The sequence below is a fragment of the Bacillus sp. EB106-08-02-XG196 genome (assembly GCF_013396335.1).
Classification (GTDB): Bacteria; Bacillota; Bacilli; order Bacillales; family Cytobacillaceae; genus Neobacillus.
Genome location: NZ_JABWSY010000021.1, coordinates 25,588 through 43,062 on the forward strand (window position 1 = coordinate 25,588; position 17,475 = coordinate 43,062).

Here is a 17,475-nt window from a genome sequence, read left to right on the forward strand (position 1 = left end):
CTTTAAAAAGAAAGGATTTGTTTAAGTGCATTAACAACTTGATTGGGAGAATTATAATCAAATATTTTAATTAATTGACCCTCAGGATTAATTAAATAAAAGGCGGCATTATGTTCAAACTCATTCTTAACTGGGATAACAATGACACCGGATTGCTCTAATAATAAATCTAACTCCTGTTGATCGGGAACACGGACCATTCTCCAATTGATGCCATCAGCTTGATACATTTCTTGGTGATGTTTTAAGTGATGGGGAGTATCTCTTCCCGTGTCGAAGCTAATACTTAACAGCTGTAGTTGTTCACCTAAAATGTTCTGAGGCAGCTGGGAATAAATGCGTTGAAAGTTCATTTCCACTACCGGACATACATCTCCGCAGCTTGTGTAAATATAAGTAGCTAAAATGTATCTTCCACGAAAATCAGCAAAGGTAAAGGTTTGGCTCTTACTATCCTCAAGCGTTACATTTGGAACGGTGGGTGTATGGGTTAATACATCTATCCTTCGGGCTTGTTCAGCAGTAAAAGCTTGAAAATGATCGGTGCTGTAAAATAACCCCCCCGTCCCAAGTATGATAATTCCAATCAACATAGTAATACTTTTCTTATACATGTGTAGAAGACCCAATATCATCTGTTTTCGTCTTATTCGAACCAATATTACTGGAATAGTTTATAAATCGAACGAGAAACAGAAGGAAGGTTACGGTTACACCTATTCCAAACCATGCAGCAACCACATCTGCAGGCATCCATTCCGGGAAATGCTCAGCCCAGCGCCTAGGGGCACTAGACTTTCCGGAGAATAAGAAGGATCCCGTTAATCCAAGGAACGCAAGTATATAGAGCCATAAGGTTAGATAGTCTAGCTTATTATCGATTCGTCCGCCTTCCATTCTTGTCAGATAATACATGAATCCTAAAATCATCGCACATGCGCCTAAGCCCATGTACATATGAAAATGTCCAGGGACCCATTTCGTATTGTGCATCACATGATTAATAACGATTGTTGCATCGATAATGGCCGGGACAACGCCTATGACCCAGCCAAACATGGAGAGGTATAGGAAGCTTGAGGCAACGTCCCACTTAATCCCAGAACGGTAGACAATCATCAATGCTCCAAATGCCGTTACCACTAAAACAGGCAGTCCATTCATATAGGAAAGCACTTGGCCCATGACTATCATCCACTTCGGCATAACAAAGTCCATGAGCAAATGGTGAGGGTAAACAATCAAGGTAAATAGTGTGGACATATTCCAAGCGAGTAAAAAGATTTTATTGGACTTCCATGGACGCCCCGAGTATCTTGGAAGTAATTCATAGACCACGATGACCCCCATGTAAATAGTCGAATTGGCAAAAACATGTCCAAAGGCATACGTTAAGTTTTTCGCAAGAAGCGGATCAATGGTAAAACTCGGTACAAAGACGTTTATCAAGCTCATAGAAAGGATGGCAGCACCAGTAATTAGGGCAATAATATCGACAATGCAAACCATTGTACTCGCTACAACTGTAGGAGGAGGACCGAAGCCTTTTTCTTTCCCAAGTATTTGCGGCCACCCTAGCGCTGTTGCTAGGCTTCCATATTGCTTAATGATCGCGCGGGCTGCTTCTAAAAGAAGGATCAAAAATCCAGTTCCGATCACAAGCATTCCGCCAAGATATAGCGCAGCAGCTGTTTTCCCCCACATTCCTCCAGAGAGGGCAGGAAGGGGGTATAGAAATGTCCAGGCACCTGCAAAGTCATAAGCAAATATTCCCACTAACACCATGGCCACGCCGACTAGAAATAAGAAAACATTCAAACGAAAAACCGCTGTATTAAGAGGAACATACTGTTTAAGAAAATACCAAATGATACAAGACCCAGCTAAAGCAGAAACTCCAATCATTCCAGTACCATGAATCGTCATTATTTTATAAAACATGCCTGGATTCAGTTCAATCAGTTTTCCTTGTCCAAGAAGCATTACGACGCCAAAAATCATCATTAATAGTAAGATAGCACCGCTAAAGCTCAGTGGAAAAACAACGGCCCTTTTCGTTTTAGAATCTATTGCTACATGTAACGTATTCATCATCAGTATTCCCCCCAATATTCCATTAGTCCGTAACGGTAATCTCACGTTTCATAAGATGATGGGCCATTCCGCAATACTCCATACACAGAATGGTGTAGGTTCCGGGCTTAGTGAATTTATAATACACAGTGTTTGTGTATTCAGGCATCGCTTGGGTTTGAGCAACAATATTCAATTGGTCGTCATATAAACCGAAACCATGATTCACATCTTTACTGGTTACATGAAAAGCAACATAATCCCCAACCTTCAAAGTGTCTAAAGATACATCAAATCCGAACTGTAATGCTGTTACCTGTACATCGACAGGAGTTTCTTCTGCCTCAGCCCTTTCGAAGGGAAGGTCCTGAAGGGTAAAATAAGTGGCTGCCAACATCACTGCAAATACAACGACAAACCAGACACTTCGAATAAAATACCCCTTTTTTTGAACTTCTCCATAATCGACTCTTTTTCCTGACTTCAACAATACGGTGGCAAAGATAAGAATGATAAAAACACAAAAAAGTAAAGTGATCATCCAGGATGCCTGTTGATACATAAACCAAACCCCCTTGTTAGAATTCAAATTTATGACTTAACAAGTATGAGAAAAAAAGACTCCCCTTTACATTAAGAGAAAATAAAAATCATTACCGTTAAATAAATCACGTTTTTATGGAAAATTCTGAAAATAATAAAGCTAATAATCTAGTAAAAAATAAAGGGTATATTCATAGCAATCGAGTAAGAGCAGAAATCTAGCCTTGGATTTTGAACTGGGGAACACTAGTGATTTCAACGGACAACTGTTCAGCTAACCTGTCCGATATATGATCCTCAATTAAATTACTGTTAATCCACTAATAAAAAATCACTTTATGTATAAAATACTGTACATATAAGTACAGAAGGTGGCTAACATGAAAACATTGTGGCTTTTTCTACTATTAGCAATTTTTTCTATAATTTCCTTGTATATTTTGATAAAAAAAAAGAACGTCACTAGCGTCTTGGTCTATTATTTTTTATCCAATATTCTTATTACAAATACAGGTGTAATCATTAACTTAAATTTAAAATTAACAAAGCAAGATCCCTCAAGCGAATTAATTTTATGGACACAAAAAATTCCTGAGTTAACACTTAAGCCAGCCTTACTTTTGTGGTTAATTTATATGTTGTTTTCTAACAGGTCAATTTTCACTAAACTTATTCAGCTCTTCATATTCTTAACCGCACTTATTTCTATTGAAATCTATTTCGTTCAAATTGAATATTTGGAATGGGTAAATTGGAATGTATTTTATTCATGTTTGAGATACAGTCTAATTATTTTATTATTGGCTATTTACTTCTTTTATTTTGAAAAACTTATTTATAGAGACAAGGTGAAGACTAAATGATGTTACCTCTTCCTAAGCAATTTGATGCAAATGAAATATTTATTATTATTTCTACAGTGTTATCTTGGGCTGTAATGTTTAAATTACGTAGACATTTATCTGCCGTAACCATCAATATTATATGGATATTTAATGTCTTTCTGGCTTTATTGGCTGATATAACCATTAGTGTAAAACCATATGACTTTTACTATACGATCGATCATAAATCACATGAATTATTTGATGTGTTATTGCATTTTGCAACATACCCTACTCTTTCTTACTTTGTAGTAACCTTCTATCAACATAATAAACCCAAGGGTTTAAAGCTTCTTTTTTATATTATTTTTTGGGCAGGGGTAGCTATTGCTCTAGAATGGATTTCGGTGAAATTTCATGTTTTTACATATACGGGTTGGAAATTGTATTTATCCTTTTTCACTTATTTGGTTGTATTTGCTGCTAACATTTGGCTTTCAAACTTTATTGAAAAGAGACACCCTTATAAAGCAACCTCAACTAGTAGATTCAATTAAATCATTATTTTAGGAAAATAAATGGCCTTTCTTTGTGAAATCTGGCTAAAAAACTTAGAATCTCAATGGTCTAGCACGGAATTCTACATCAACTACTGGTAACATTTGATTTTAACCAGTTTATTTTATAACTACAAAACACTCACAAATGTTGATAAATAGTTATTCGTGAGTGTTTTTTTTACATGGCGAAATGAGTTGCATTACCAGGTCTGTCGAAGAGAATGGTTCAGGAAATTACAAGTGGAACCTATCATTCGATATTTCTAAAAATCCATAAAAGTCAAGGTGATAATCGGAAAATACGATCGAGCGATAATCACAAGCATACCTATCTTCAAATTATCATGAAAGAAATGGGCGTAGGAGAAGAAAATGAACCTGAACCCTTGATTGCGATTTTGTCACTATGAGGACCAAATACCTCCAAACTACTATCTTGGTAGATAGATATAGCATAGAGGAGCCTAAAACATTAATTAGACTTGCTTTTTTATTTGTTCTTGCAAAATTTTTATTTGCTGTTGCATTTGTTCTAGTTGTTGTTGCATTTGTTGCTGCTGTAATTCTTGTTGTTGTTTCTCTATTTGTGCTTGGATTGTACTATTTTTATCTTGTTCAAATGCCATAGCTTGCCCTATAAGACCTAATGTATCTCCTGTCACAGTAAACCATTGTCCAATTAATTGTAGAATACCAGCCAGATTATTGTCATTCCCGCCATTCCCATTATATGAATTCACTATATCCCCTTCTTTTTTGTAACTGTTTTTATGTTATGCGAACAGGGCTTGGATGGCATCAAAAAAACTATTGCGTACCATAGTAACAACCGTTATTGAAATGGTTTAAATGTGGACTATTATTGTAGTACAAAGCACATTCCTCTATAAAGGTAGTTATCGACAATATACGTTAGATACCTATTTATGAGCATGTCTTCTAGAATGAATGGAATCCCAAAATAATTCAATTAAACACTTAGATAAAACCATTACAGAAAAGTGGAATTTAATAAATTTACATATACTATCGTAACAAAACTCGAAATACCAACCTATTTTGTTATGGGAAAATACGACTATATGACATCGTCTAATGCAGCGAAAAATTATTTTGATAAGATTGAAGCCAATCAAAAAGAATTTATTTCTTTTGAACAATCAGCTCATTTTCCGCAATTTGAGGAGGAGGGAAAATTTTACAAATGGATGGTCGATACATTTATAAAATAATATATTTAAGTTAACATAATAAATAAAAAGGGACATCTTTTATATGAGATGTTCCTTCTTTATATGAAATTAATAAGAGGAAATAAAAGTAAATTGTCGAATAAGGCATATAGAACCTTATTGAGGAGACGTTAAAAGGTTTGAAGAGAATGTAAAGGGGGGAACACGTTTATGATTCCAGCAAAAATAGATCCCACATCCATCACTGCCATAGGAATAAAAAGCGTGGAATCCATCGTTGATTGGTTCGATCTGAATAAGCAATCGTTCTATACACTCGGTTGGTCCTATCTTGGCAATCAACAGCAAATGGAAGAGCTTTTTTACCAGGTCATTCTAAAAGTCCACAAGGAATCCCCTCGATTTAAAAGGGAAACATCATTCGAATCGTGGGTCACATCCATCTTCATACATATATGCCGGGAGCTTTCTGCTGATAGAAGTTTACTAAATAGAGTGGAAGGGGAAACTCGTCAGGATATATTTAAAGCACTTGATCAATTAAAAGAGGATGAGAAAGATGCGATGGTCCTAACATATGTAAAAGGTATCTCTAAGGAAGAAGGTGCACATCTTCTCCAAGTTTCAGTAGAAAAGATGAAAGAGCTTTTGTTTTCCGGAATTCAGTCACTTAGAAAAGGGATGGGGGAAGGAACTAACTATAATGGCTGTAAAGAGTATCAAAAGGATTATATCGATTACTTAGAAAGAAACTTGGATCGTCCGAAAAAGATTGATTTAGAGGAACATATTTATCATTGCCCTGATTGTCAGGCAGATTTGGCTACTTTTCAGGATGTCATGTTAACCCTGGTAAATCTTACTGATAGGATGGAAGATTTGCATGTGCCATCGGGATTCATGGAGAACATTAAAGATAGACTGGCAGAAAAGGAAAAGCATAGACAGCAGAAGAACAAGAAACGTCTAAGAAAAGGACTTGTATTTGCAGGTATATTCGCAATATTACTAGGAATAGAATTTTTTACAGGTGCGTTTTCCAAATCCTACTATACATGGACAGAAGAGGATCAGGAATTGCGTGCCTTTCTTCAACAGGACCTGGGTGAAAGTCTGAACCTTGAAGCCGAAAGTAATGGGGTGAAAATCAGGATCAAGAGTGCGATTGCGGATGAAGTTCAGACGCTTGTTTTTTACGAAATAGAAGATACAGAAGAAGACAATCAATATTTCATGGATGTTTATGAGGGGGTTTTTGTGGAGAACGATTATGAAATCATGAACACTTCTGCATATCCAAGGTACTATCCTCCTGTCCTTGAAGGTGATGTAAATATTGAAGAAAAGAACGTGTATCAAGGGAAGATAGGTCTGCAGCCACTCACAGAGGATAACGGGACAATCAAACTAAAGATCACAAAGCTTCTGAAATTGGTTCGTGATACCTCTGATCAGAATGGTTTTGTGGCTGGGGGCATGGTAAGTGAAACAGGGGAGTGGAACTTCGAGATCCCTGTAACAAAACAGCCTTCCGTCGAATATGCCTTGGATGAAGAAACGATAGTTGAAGGAATCCCGGTTCGATTTGATAAACTGACCATTGCACCTACTGCGACGGTTTTGCAATATGGTGTTAATATTGAACAGCGAGAGAAGCGGTTAGACGTTATTAATTTTAATAATTTAGAAGTGAACCATAAAAAAGTGAAAGCGGATAGGTACAGCAGCTCTTTTTTAGAAGGATCCTATGAGGCAAATTGGATTCCAATGCAAACACACTTTGAGTCACTTTTTGGAGAAAAGCCAAAAGAGATTAATGTTCAATTCGAATCGATTTATTTTACTATTGAAGACCCACAAACCATCGAATTGGATGCTTCACATGAATATCCTCAAACCTTTGAATATGCAGGCAGTACAATGTCTATCGACAAGGTAGAAGTTGGACAGCCGACGAAAGTTGTCATAAGTAATCATGAGAATCGGACATATGAATATCTTAACTTCCAAGTTGTGGGTGAGGATGTAAGTGAAATTGTTTCATTGGAGATGGATTCTGAAGGAGTGCTCGTTGATAAAAACGGGGTGGAATACAATATGAATGAACCTATATCCTATGAAAAAATTGAGCAGCCCCGTCATTTCATAACAGTAATTAGCGCGAAGTTACGCCATAATAATCCTGAAGAAAAAGTTATTCCTAAAAAGCTGGAGATTTATGGATATAATGCAATGAAATATCTAAATGATGTTGTGAAAATTTCGTTGGAATAAAAATTTTTTCTATTATTCACATCTTAGTATAAAAATTTAGAAATAGAGAACGAAAGAAAAGTAGGAAGGAAAGTGGGGATTATGGATTTTCAATTCTCAGAGGATATTAAAGTTTTAAAACAAAGTATTCGGGATTTTATTGATTGCGAAGTGGATCCGCTTGCAATGGAAATTGAAGAAAAAGATGAAATTCCTGAAAAAATTATGAAAATGTCTAAGGAAATGGGCTTGTTTGGATTAAGCATCCCTGAAGAATACGGCGGTACGGGAATTGGAATGGTTGGCAAGTGTGCGATTTACGAGGAATTAGGCAGAACACATAATGGGTATACCACCGTCATCGGTGCCCATACAGGGATCGGATCTGTTGGGATCGTAGAGATGGGAAATGAAGGACAAAAGAGAAAATATTTGCCCTCAATGGCAAGAGGGGAAATGATCGGTGCCTTTGCTTTGACAGAACCTAGTGCAGGCTCACATGCAACGAACCTCAAAACAACTGCGGTAAGAATAGGAAATAAATTTATCTTAAATGGAAGTAAACATTACATTACAAATGCTCCTATCGCGGATGTCTTTACGGTTATGGCCGTAACAGATCCATCGAAGGGAGCAAAGGGAATTACCTCCTTTATCGTAGAGAAAGATTTTCCTGGGTTCACAGTAGGGAAAAATGAAAAGAAAATGGGTCTTCACGGATCCCATTCTGCAGAAATTTTCTTTGAAGATTGTGAAGTCCCTGTAGAAAATGTGCTTGGTCAAGAGGGACAAGGGTATGTCAACGCTTTGAAAATTCTTGCCAATGGCCGGGCGGGGCTTGCTGCAAGAAATCTAGGTTCTTCGGATAAGCTTTTAGAGATGTCTATTCAACATGCAAATACAAGAATTCAGTTTGGTAAACCGATTTTTGAACAACAAATTATTCAACATTACTTGGCTGACATGGCTCTTGATATAGAGGCATTAAGAAGCATGACCTACAGAGTTGCATGGATGGTAGACCAGGAGATGAAGATCATTAAGGAAGCGGCCATGGTTAAACTTCTCGGTTCCGAGGTTTATAATCGTGTCGCGGATAAAGCTGTGCAGATTCACGGAGGAATTGGTTATATTGCTGAATTCCCTGTGGAACGTTTTTATCGGGATGCTAGAATAACCAAGATTTATGAAGGAACCTCTGAAATCCAAAAGAATATTATTGCTGCTCAGTTAAAACGGGAATATCTCTAGATTTAAAACAAATAAAAAGTATAAGGATGGATTTAACCAAGGTTATAAAGTAATATAGATATTTGAACGGATGCCAAAAAAGCCTCCGCATTGCGATAAAATATGGAGGGTAAGAGAATGAATAAACGATGGACAATTGGAAAAATTAAGGAATTCGTTGAGAACAATTCGGAGAGTAAGTTGCTAACGACGGAATATCACGGCTTTTCTCAAAAGTTACTATTTAAATGTGCATGTGGCAGCAACTTTGAAAAAACATTAACGAAATTTAAAAATAATAACCAACGTAAATGTGATGTGTGCCAACCGCCAAAAGCGGCACGATAGCGATAGCGAATAAACGATGTGCTGATTTCTATTTAAGAGAAGTTGGCACTATTTTTATTTTATTAAAGTGTGAAAGTTTATAGCTGGTAAAAATGGCTGTCCATGTCTTCTTGCAAATAACTTAGAAAAATGTTAAGCTTTAGAAGAATTATTTTTGTTCGGTGTAAAGGATAGTATAAGATTAACTTTTCGTCTTGATGATCACTGAGTGCAAGGATAGTAACACATTGTGTGCAAAGCACACAGCAGGAGGAAACAAAAATGGAACAAGGTAAAGTAAAATGGTTTAACGCAGAAAAAGGTTTCGGATTTATCGAGCGTGAAGCAGGAGAAGACGTATTCGTTCATTTCTCAGCTATCCAAGGCGAAGGTTTCAAATCTTTAGACGAAGGTCAAGCAGTTACTTTTGACGTTGAGCAAGGTCAACGTGGAGCTCAAGCTGCTAACGTGCGTAAAGCTTAATAATAAGAACAAACTAACAGGCTCTTTATAGAGTCTGTTTTTTTATTTCCTATTTTAAACACACGGAAGTAATTTGGATATTAGATAAATTTATGTCAATATGGAATATGATTAGTACTTTTGAAAATTTATTAATAGCTCTTGGAGGATTTGTATGCCCCATATAATCATTAGAGGAGTTTCAGTAGATCAGGTAAAAACAATTAGTTCTTCATTAGTACTAGGATTGGCGGATTTATGTGTATGTGAAACAGATAATTTCACGTTAGAAATTGTCCAATCAACCTATGTGTTTGATGGCGATGAAGTGCAAGGATACCCATTGATTGAAGTTAAATGGTTCGAACGCGGTCAGGAGATTCAAGACCAATTTGCGAGCATTATAACCAAACATATTCAATCACTTGGAATTCCAGAGGTAGAAGTCGCTTTCAGCACATTCCTGAAGTCCGCTTATTATCTAAACGGGAAGAGTTTTGCCTCTTCGTGACGTTAAGGATTATCAAAAAAAGTGCCTGGCACCATCCATGAAATTGGAGGGTGCCAGGCGATTTTCTGGAATCCTTCTTCATCAAAAAGGCTGAAAATATTAATTAAGGTATTTATACTGTTACCCTGGCATATCATTATCAAAAAAGGCCAAATTGGATATTATTGTTTAAGGATTTTTTTCGACAAAAAACGCAAAATTCTCTTGACGGTTGGGAAATAACTTTGTATTATAATAAATGTGTTTAAGTTCTTAAACTTTTGTTAATAATTATTTTTGTGCGGGTGTAGTTTAGTGGTAAAACCTCAGCCTTCCAAGCTGATGTTGTGAGTTCGATTCTCATCACCCGCTCCATACATATTACCAAACGCAGTGTATCGTTACGTGAGAACGATGCATTGCGTTTTTTTATATTTTTGCTCCTTAAAAAGGAGGCGTTGTTAATCGCCCCCTACTATGTAATAGCTTGCATCACCGCCATGAATTTGTGTGAACATCTTCATCAACGACTCTGTCAGCCTTTCCGCATTTTTCACCGCTGTTGAAGGCTTTAAATAGATGATCTGCAGCGCATTTTTTGTTGCTTCCGTTACCGGAGCTCTATTGGAATCTACAAAAGGACTGCCAAAAGGTCCAAGCTTATCTGCTGAGACGATAAGGTTTTCTAACGAATTCATGCGGCGATTAAGGCCTAAATATTCTTCCCCAGCCTCAGCGACCTTAATTGTGATAGGGCCCTCTAGTTGATTGCTGTCATAAATACCAATTGGCACCTGATATTGCAAGGAGAAAAAGTTATTGATATCAATGGCACTTTGGACTGTGGTGAGATAATTCTGTTTCTCAACTTTGCGGTATAGAGCCTCTACAGAAGGGCGATACCGGTTAGGGTCTTTGCCAAAAGTTTTAAAAATACTGCGCCATTCCTGAATTCCAGGCAGCTCTGTTAGGTTTTTATTTTCTAAATCAAAGTAAATCGATTCTTGAAAAAGCTGCAGTCTTCCTTTTACCATTTGTGGGGAATCGCCTACGGTAATATCTTTATATTCAATAACTCCTAGCTTAAATTTAGGAATCTGGCTGATTATTTCTGACGAAAGCTGAATTTCCAATGATTCCACCTCCAAAATTTCATAAAAATAGTTTATCATAATGAGATATGGAACGAGAAATTAGCGGCTTACCTATAGATTATTTTTAGAAGAAGGGAGGTTTTGGAATGAATATTGATCAATTGAAGGAGGAAGTCATTGCGTATAGTAAAACAATCGGCATTGATAAGATTGGTTTTACCACGGCAGATCCTTTTACAGAGTTGAAAAATAGACTGATTCGCCAGCAGGAGCTTGGGTATCAATCAGGCTTTGAAGAGCCTGATATTGAAAAACGGGTGACCCCAGCCATGCTTCTTCCAGAACCGCGGTCGATCATTTCCATTGCGCTTGCCTATCCTTCAAAAATGAAGGTTCGGGTTGTAGGTAAAAAAGGCGAACGGAGAGGCTTTTTTTCCCGGGCATCATGGGGATTAGATTATCATCATATTTTACGAGACCGGTTAAAAAAGCTGGAGGCGTTTATTTTAGCAAAAGTACCAGAGGCCCGACTCAAATCAATGGTCGATACAGGGGAGCTTTCTGACCGTGCGGTTGCCGTGAGGGCTGGGATTGGCTGGAGCGGTAAAAATTGTGCGGTTATGACGCCGGAGTTTGGCTCCTATGTCTACCTAGGCGAAATGATTACCAGCATTCCTTTTGAAGCTGATACACCAATGGAGGATCAATGCGGTTCTTGTACTGCTTGTATCGAAGCCTGCCCGACGGGAGCATTGATACAAGGTGGACAAATTAATGCACAGCGCTGCGTGGCCTTTTTAACACAGACAAAAACTGTGATTCCTGAAGAATTTATAGATAAGATTGGTAACCGGGTGTATGGATGTGATTCCTGTCAAACGTCCTGCCCAGTCAATAAAGGGAAGGATTTTCACTTCCATGAGGAAATGGAGGCTGACCCCGAGATAGCCAAGCCACTCCTCCGACCGATGTTAAAAATGAGCAATCGTGAATTTAAAAACCGATTTGGTCCCGTCGCAGGATCGTGGAGAGGCAAAAAGCCGATTCAGCGCAATGTCATCATCGCGCTGGCTCATTTCAAGGACGAAAGTGCTGTTCCAGATTTACTAGGTGTGTTAGAAAATGAAACCAGTACTGTACTAAAGGAAACAGCGGCATGGGCTCTAGGGAAAATTGGCAGTCTAGAAGCGGTTGAGGCACTGGAAAAAGCAGCAGAAAAGGAAGACGATTTAGAAGTGAAGAGTGCGATTGAAAAAAGTTTACTAAAACTTAAGAACTAAATGAGCGAGGACATACAGTCTTTGCTCATTTTTTTTGATTAAATTTCCCTTCTGCACATATGTATGAAACAGAAGGGGGAGATCAAGGTGGATCAATCACTCCAGGAATTGTTTGAAGGACGAGTCGAACAATTTGTTTCAAAGAGTAAGAGGCAGCCAGGGAATTATGAAAAGGCCGAACAAAAGCTGGAGTCTTTTGCTAAACGGTCCGCAGATATCGTTAAGGTGAAGGCTCGGGGGAACATCCTTAATCAATCCGTTGATGGAGATTTTCAAACCACGATTTATCAGGTTCATTACCAATACCTGATTAGACAAAAAGGAACGCTATATCAAGAGGAAGAAGTCGAAGTACGAATGTGCAAGTTCTTTAAAAATGATTTGATTATGGATAAAGAAATAAACCCCTATGCGAAGCAGTATGAGTTGGAAATCGCAGCAGAGGATGAACAGGAGGAACGGATAAGTTATCAGTATAATCGCTTAAAAGCGGTTCAATATGCGGAACGCTGGTGGAATAGCTACAATCCCGCCTATAAGACGTTTGAGAACAACTGTACGAATTATATCTCGCAATGTCTTCACGCTGGCGGGGCGCCGATGAGAGGCTATCCGAACAAAGGAACAGGCTGGTGGGTCCGAAGTAATAATTGGAGTTACAGCTGGACAGTGGCCCATTCCTTACGGTTGTATTTGGCTAATTCGAAGAGTGGCTTACGGGCAAAAGAAGTCAGCAGCCCAGATCAACTGTTATTGGGGGATGTTATCTGCTACGATTTCGAAGGGGACGGCCGTTATAATCATAACACAATGGTCACAGCTAAGGATGCCTATGGAATGCCGCTTGTTAATGCCAATACGTACAATAGCCGTATGAGATACTGGGCCTATGAAGATTCATCTGCCTACACACCAAATATTAAATATAAGTTTTTCACGATTGTCGATGGGTGAGAAAATTTGTTTGGCAGGTTGATAATGGTATAATGTTAAAAGAGTTTTTTTTATGAGGTGAGATTCTTGGCAATACATGTCGTACTATATCAGCCGCAAATACCTTCAAACACAGGAAACATCGCAAGAACCTGTGCTGGAACCGATACATCCTTACATTTGATCCGTCCATTAGGGTTCTCAACAGATGATAAAATGTTAAAAAGAGCGGGATTGGATTATTGGGAGTTTGTAAACATTGTTTATTATGATTCACTAGATGATTTTTATCAGAAAAATGAAGGCGGAGAGTTTTTCTATATTACTAAATTTGGTGAAAAGCCCTATAGTTCCTTCGATTATAGCAATCCCGATAAAGATTATTTTTTCATTTTTGGCCGTGAAACGACCGGGCTTCCAAAAGACGTGATTGAAAATAATAAGGATGTCAGCCTGAGGATTCCGATGAATGATAATATTCGTTCCTTGAATTTATCCAATACCGCTGCGATTCTAATCTATGAAGCATTAAGGCAGCAAGACTATCGTCAATTAAAATAGGGGCCAATATAGGCCTCTTTTTGTTAAACACAGAAAGGGAGTATCATTATGAATGAAGCCATTACTACTATATTAAATCATCGATCAATCCGTCATTTTAAGGACAAACAGTTAACCGATGAACAAATTAAAACGATTGTTGCTTGTGCACAAGCTGCGTCTACATCTAGCTTTATCCAGGCATATTCGATTATTGGCATAAAGGATAAGGAAAAAAAGCGGAAGCTTGCGGAGATAGCAGGAAACCAGGAATACGTTGCGGAAAATGGCCATCTATTTGTATTTTGCGCCGATTTGAGCCGACATGAATTGATTGGAGAAATGGAAGGGAAAGGTGTACTCGCTTCAATTGAAAGTACAGAGAAATTTATGGTGGCGCTCATCGATGCGACGCTGGCCGCTCAAAATGCAGCAATCGCTGCGGAATCAATGGGACTCGGAATTTGTTACATAGGTGGAATTCGCAATAAGCTTGAGGATGTAAAAGAATTATTAAAAACTCCAGACAGGGTCATCCCGCTCTTTGGCATGACGGTCGGCTATCCAGAGAAAATAAATGACCAAAAGCCAAGACTGCCTTTTGAGCATGTCTATCATGAAGAAGAATATGAACAGGACCAAGACATTTATTTACGGCAGCTGCAAGATTATAATCAAGTAATCTCCAACTATTATGTGGAGAGGACAAACGGAAAAAGGAAGGATACCTGGACTGAGCAGATGGCAAACATGCTTGAAAAACAAACACGGATGGATATGAAGGAATTTGTTCAAAAAAATAAGATGGATTTGAGATAATACTGTATAGGTTTTGCAGAAAAGTGTACAGTTCCTACGGAAAAGCGTACAGCTTATACAAAAAAGTGTACAGGTTCTACAAAAAGGTGTACAGGTTCTACGGAAAAGCGTACAGCTTATACAAAAAAGCGTACAGCTTATACAAAAAAGCGTACAGCTTATACAAAAAAGTGTACAGGTTCTACAAAGAAGCGTACAGCTTATACAAAAAAGCATACAGGTTCTACAATAAACCGTACGGATTCTACAAAACGCACACAGTTCATACAAACAACCATACTGCTTCTAGCAAACGCATACAGTTCTTACAAATAATAAAAGGCTGCCCTCATGGCAGCCTATTTTGGTGGAAAATATTATTTACTGGATCCTGGCTTATCATTATAACCTGATGTAAAGATAGCTGCTAGAAACGCCACCATAACTAAAATAACTAGAAAAAGTCCCATGCTTATGTAAAGCCTCCTTATTTTTAAGATATTTCTTGTTATATACACATATACATTTATTATAGCCTATCTTAAAAAAATGAAAAGAGCAATATTCCAATCTTTTAATAAAACAAAAAAGATAGGCAGGAATACTTCAACGTTACGCATGTTCAAGTTCTTTGGTGCATAGAGTATATTAATCGTCTCTGATAACGCTACAGGGGGAGGGCCTTATGGATATCCTAAAAAAAATTGAGATGTTTAGAGAAGAGGAAGAAAAGCTACGTTGGGAAGGATCATTTGGAGATTATTTACTGTTGTTAAAAGAGAAGCCATGGGTAGCACAATCTGCACATTCACGAGTATATAATATGATCAAAGACGCTGGCATTGAGGAAGTCAAAGGGACTAAGAACTACAATTTCTTTGGGAATCAATTATTTGGTTTGGAGGAGTCATTAGAAAGACTTGTCGAGGAATACTTCCATCCTGCGGCTAAAAGGCTGGATGTAAGAAAGCGGATATTATTGCTGATGGGTCCGGTAAGCGGCGGTAAATCTACACTTGTTACCATGCTGAAACGTGGTTTAGAGGCCTACTCCCATACGGATAGAGGCTCTGTTTTCGCCATTAAAGGCTGCCCGATGCACGAAGATCCGCTTCATTTAATCCCTCATCATTTACGTCGGGATTTTTATGAAGAGTATGGTATTCGCATTGAAGGAAATCTTTCACCATTAAATATGATGCGCCTGGAGCAGGAGTACGGTGGAAGAATCGAAGATGTGTTAGTTGAAAGAATCTTTTTCTCAGAGGATAAGCGAACTGGAATCGGAACCTTTAGCCCGTCCGATCCAAAATCACAGGATATTGCCGATTTAACAGGAAGTATTGACTTTTCAACTATTGCAGAATTTGGTTCAGAATCAGATCCACGAGCCTACCGCTTTGATGGTGAACTGAATAAAGCGAATCGCGGAATGATGGAATTCCAGGAAATGTTAAAGTGTGATGAAAAGTTCTTGTGGCATCTGCTTTCCTTAACACAAGAAGGAAACTTTAAAGCTGGAAGGTTTGCACTTATTTCTGCAGATGAGCTAATCGTTGCACATACAAACGAAACGGAATACCGTTCATTTATTTCGAACAAGAAGAACGAAGCCTTGCATTCCAGGATTATTGTTATGCCAATTCCGTATAATCTAAAAGTTTCACAGGAAGAAAGAATCTATGAAAAGATGATTAGTGAAAGTGATGTTTCGGATGTGCATATTGCCCCGCATACGTTACGGGTTGCAGCGATGTTTACGATTCTAACCCGTCTGAAGGAACCAAAAAAGGGTGATATTGACTTAGTCAAGAAAATGCGACTGTATGATGGAGAGAATGTGGAAGGCTTTAATGCAGTTGATGTCAGTGAACTAAAGAAAGAATACCCAGATGAAGGTATGAGTGGGATTGACCCGCGTTATGTCATTAACCGAATATCATCTACTATCATTCGTAAAGAAGTACCGTCTATTAATGCTTTAGATGTATTAAGATCGTTAAAAGACGGACTGGATCAACATCCTTCTATTACAGCTGAACTCCGTGAGCGCTATATGAATTATATTTCGGTTGCACGTAAAGAGTATGATAATATTGCCAAGAATGAAGTTCAAAAAGCATTTGTCTACTCCTATGAAGAGTCCGCGAAAACATTGATGGATAATTACCTTGATAATGTTGAAGCGTACTGCAACAAAGCGAAGCTTCGTGATGTGTTAACCGGTGAGGAAATCAACCCAGATGAAAAATTAATGCGTTCGATTGAAGAACAAATTGGTATTTCTGAAAATGCGAAAAAGGCATTTAGGGAAGAAATCCTGATCAGAATCTCTGCCTTTGCGAGAAAAGGTAAACGATTTGATTACAACTCACATGACAGACTTCGTGAAGCGATTCAAAAGAAATTATTTGCAGATCTTAAAGATGTAGTCAAAATTACCACTTCTTCCAAAACACCAGATGAACAGCAGTTAAAGAAAATTAATGATGTTGTTGCTAGATTAATTGACGAACACGGATACAACTCAACATCAGCAAATGAACTATTACGGTATGTCGGAAGTTTATTAAACCGGTAATTCAAATAGTAGGGACTGGCGGAAGGAATCTGCCAGTCTGTTTTTTTCAATAATGGGTTGATTTTTTAAAAAATTTGACAAAGCAGTTATCTCATTGTTGATTTGCGCGGAAGGCACGAGACTCCTGCAGGAGGACGGGACAGGGGAGACCCCGCAGGCGCTTGCGCCGAGGAGGCTTCCCGAACCGCCTGGAGCGCCAATCAACTTACAGACTATGCTCGTCCAATTTTAAAGGTGTGAGCCCAATTGTCAAAATAATTTGTAAATTATTTGCTGCTTCTGCATAGGATAAAG

General features: G+C 38.1%; 17 protein-coding genes, 1 tRNA gene and 1 pseudogene. 14 read left to right on the forward strand and 5 right to left on the reverse strand.

Annotated features, from left to right (window positions below):
- Window positions 1-2: 2 nt before the first annotated feature.
- From MLOOGBEN_RS25520 to MLOOGBEN_RS25530, 3 genes are read right to left on the reverse strand one after another with little or no spacing between them, the layout of a single operon-like run.
- Entirely contained in the window at window positions 3-614 is a 612-nt protein-coding gene (locus MLOOGBEN_RS25520) for an SCO family protein (protein ID WP_179161078.1), read from the reverse strand.
- Window positions 607-2,094, reverse strand: coding sequence for a cbb3-type cytochrome c oxidase subunit I (locus tag MLOOGBEN_RS25525; RefSeq protein WP_306430771.1), 1,488 nt, complete (start codon window positions 2,092-2,094; stop codon window positions 607-609). The genes MLOOGBEN_RS25520 and MLOOGBEN_RS25525 overlap by 8 nt, the downstream gene beginning before the upstream one ends.
- A gap of 22 nt (window positions 2,095-2,116) precedes the next feature.
- Window positions 2,117-2,635 carry a cupredoxin domain-containing protein gene (locus tag MLOOGBEN_RS25530; RefSeq protein ID WP_179161079.1) on the reverse strand — a complete coding sequence of 173 codons (519 nt, stop codon included), beginning with the start codon at window positions 2,633-2,635 and terminating at the stop codon, window positions 2,117-2,119.
- Window positions 2,636-3,475: 840 nt separating this feature from the next.
- Here MLOOGBEN_RS25530 and MLOOGBEN_RS25535 point away from each other — a divergent pair.
- Both MLOOGBEN_RS25535 and MLOOGBEN_RS25540 read left to right on the forward strand, forming a co-directional pair.
- Window positions 3,476-3,997, forward strand: a complete 522-nt coding sequence (locus MLOOGBEN_RS25535; RefSeq protein WP_179161080.1) for a hypothetical protein — start codon at window positions 3,476-3,478, stop codon at window positions 3,995-3,997.
- 224 nt (window positions 3,998-4,221) lie between these two features.
- A complete protein-coding gene (locus MLOOGBEN_RS25540) occupies window positions 4,222-4,410 on the forward strand; it encodes a hypothetical protein (RefSeq protein ID WP_179161081.1) in 189 nt (62 codons plus the stop codon).
- A 66-nt stretch (window positions 4,411-4,476) separates the two neighbouring features.
- On the opposite strand, the gene MLOOGBEN_RS25545 is transcribed toward MLOOGBEN_RS25540, so the two are convergent.
- The gene (locus MLOOGBEN_RS25545) at window positions 4,477-4,740 is read right to left on the reverse strand and encodes a hypothetical protein (protein ID WP_179161082.1); all 264 of its coding nucleotides are present in this window, start codon (window positions 4,738-4,740) and stop codon (window positions 4,477-4,479) included.
- Window positions 4,741-5,025: 285 nt separating this feature from the next.
- Here MLOOGBEN_RS25545 and MLOOGBEN_RS29010 point away from each other — a divergent pair.
- The 7 genes and pseudogenes from MLOOGBEN_RS29010 to MLOOGBEN_RS25575 form a co-directional block, all read left to right on the forward strand.
- Window positions 5,026-5,232 (forward strand): annotated as a pseudogene (locus MLOOGBEN_RS29010) (alpha/beta hydrolase); the annotation flags it as partial.
- A gap of 171 nt (window positions 5,233-5,403) precedes the next feature.
- Window positions 5,404-7,467 carry a sigma-70 family RNA polymerase sigma factor gene (locus MLOOGBEN_RS25550; RefSeq protein WP_179161083.1) on the forward strand — a complete coding sequence of 688 codons (2,064 nt, stop codon included), beginning with the start codon at window positions 5,404-5,406 and terminating at the stop codon, window positions 7,465-7,467.
- A gap of 81 nt (window positions 7,468-7,548) precedes the next feature.
- Window positions 7,549-8,697, forward strand: a complete 1,149-nt coding sequence (locus MLOOGBEN_RS25555) for an acyl-CoA dehydrogenase family protein (protein ID WP_179161084.1) — start codon at window positions 7,549-7,551, stop codon at window positions 8,695-8,697.
- A gap of 117 nt (window positions 8,698-8,814) precedes the next feature.
- Entirely contained in the window at window positions 8,815-9,024 is a 210-nt protein-coding gene (locus tag MLOOGBEN_RS25560; protein WP_179161085.1) for a hypothetical protein, read from the forward strand.
- A gap of 261 nt (window positions 9,025-9,285) precedes the next feature.
- The gene (locus MLOOGBEN_RS25565; RefSeq protein WP_066052309.1) at window positions 9,286-9,486 is read left to right on the forward strand and encodes a cold-shock protein; all 201 of its coding nucleotides are present in this window, start codon (window positions 9,286-9,288) and stop codon (window positions 9,484-9,486) included.
- A 154-nt stretch (window positions 9,487-9,640) separates the two neighbouring features.
- Window positions 9,641-9,976, forward strand: coding sequence for a DUF1904 family protein (locus MLOOGBEN_RS25570; protein ID WP_179161086.1), 336 nt, complete (start codon window positions 9,641-9,643; stop codon window positions 9,974-9,976).
- Window positions 9,977-10,256: 280 nt separating this feature from the next.
- A tRNA-Gly gene (locus tag MLOOGBEN_RS25575) sits at window positions 10,257-10,330 on the forward strand.
- An 86-nt stretch (window positions 10,331-10,416) separates the two neighbouring features.
- Here the strand turns inward: MLOOGBEN_RS25575 and MLOOGBEN_RS25580 are convergent.
- Window positions 10,417-11,088 (reverse strand): B3/B4 domain-containing protein, encoded by a 672-nt coding sequence (locus tag MLOOGBEN_RS25580; protein ID WP_179161087.1) that lies wholly within the window; start codon window positions 11,086-11,088, stop codon window positions 10,417-10,419.
- A 107-nt stretch (window positions 11,089-11,195) separates the two neighbouring features.
- Between MLOOGBEN_RS25580 and queG the strand changes: the two genes are divergently transcribed.
- The 5 genes from queG to MLOOGBEN_RS25605 all read left to right on the forward strand — a co-directional run bounded on the left by queG (window position 11,196) and on the right by MLOOGBEN_RS25605 (window position 17,181).
- Entirely contained in the window at window positions 11,196-12,329 is a 1,134-nt protein-coding gene (gene queG / locus MLOOGBEN_RS25585; protein ID WP_179161088.1) for a tRNA epoxyqueuosine(34) reductase QueG, read from the forward strand.
- An 87-nt stretch (window positions 12,330-12,416) separates the two neighbouring features.
- Window positions 12,417-13,283 (forward strand): amidase domain-containing protein, encoded by an 867-nt coding sequence (locus tag MLOOGBEN_RS25590; RefSeq protein ID WP_179161089.1) that lies wholly within the window; start codon window positions 12,417-12,419, stop codon window positions 13,281-13,283.
- A gap of 66 nt (window positions 13,284-13,349) precedes the next feature.
- Window positions 13,350-13,823 (forward strand): tRNA (uridine(34)/cytosine(34)/5-carboxymethylaminomethyluridine(34)-2'-O)-methyltransferase TrmL, encoded by a 474-nt coding sequence (gene trmL / locus MLOOGBEN_RS25595; RefSeq protein WP_179161090.1) that lies wholly within the window; start codon window positions 13,350-13,352, stop codon window positions 13,821-13,823.
- Window positions 13,824-13,871: 48 nt separating this feature from the next.
- Window positions 13,872-14,621 carry an oxygen-insensitive NADPH nitroreductase gene (gene nfsA, locus MLOOGBEN_RS25600; RefSeq protein ID WP_179161091.1) on the forward strand — a complete coding sequence of 250 codons (750 nt, stop codon included), beginning with the start codon at window positions 13,872-13,874 and terminating at the stop codon, window positions 14,619-14,621.
- Window positions 14,622-15,285: 664 nt separating this feature from the next.
- On the forward strand, window positions 15,286-17,181 hold the full coding sequence (locus tag MLOOGBEN_RS25605; protein WP_095248408.1) for a PrkA family serine protein kinase: 1,896 nt from the start codon (window positions 15,286-15,288) through the stop codon (window positions 17,179-17,181).
- Window positions 17,182-17,475: the final 294 nt, after the last annotated feature.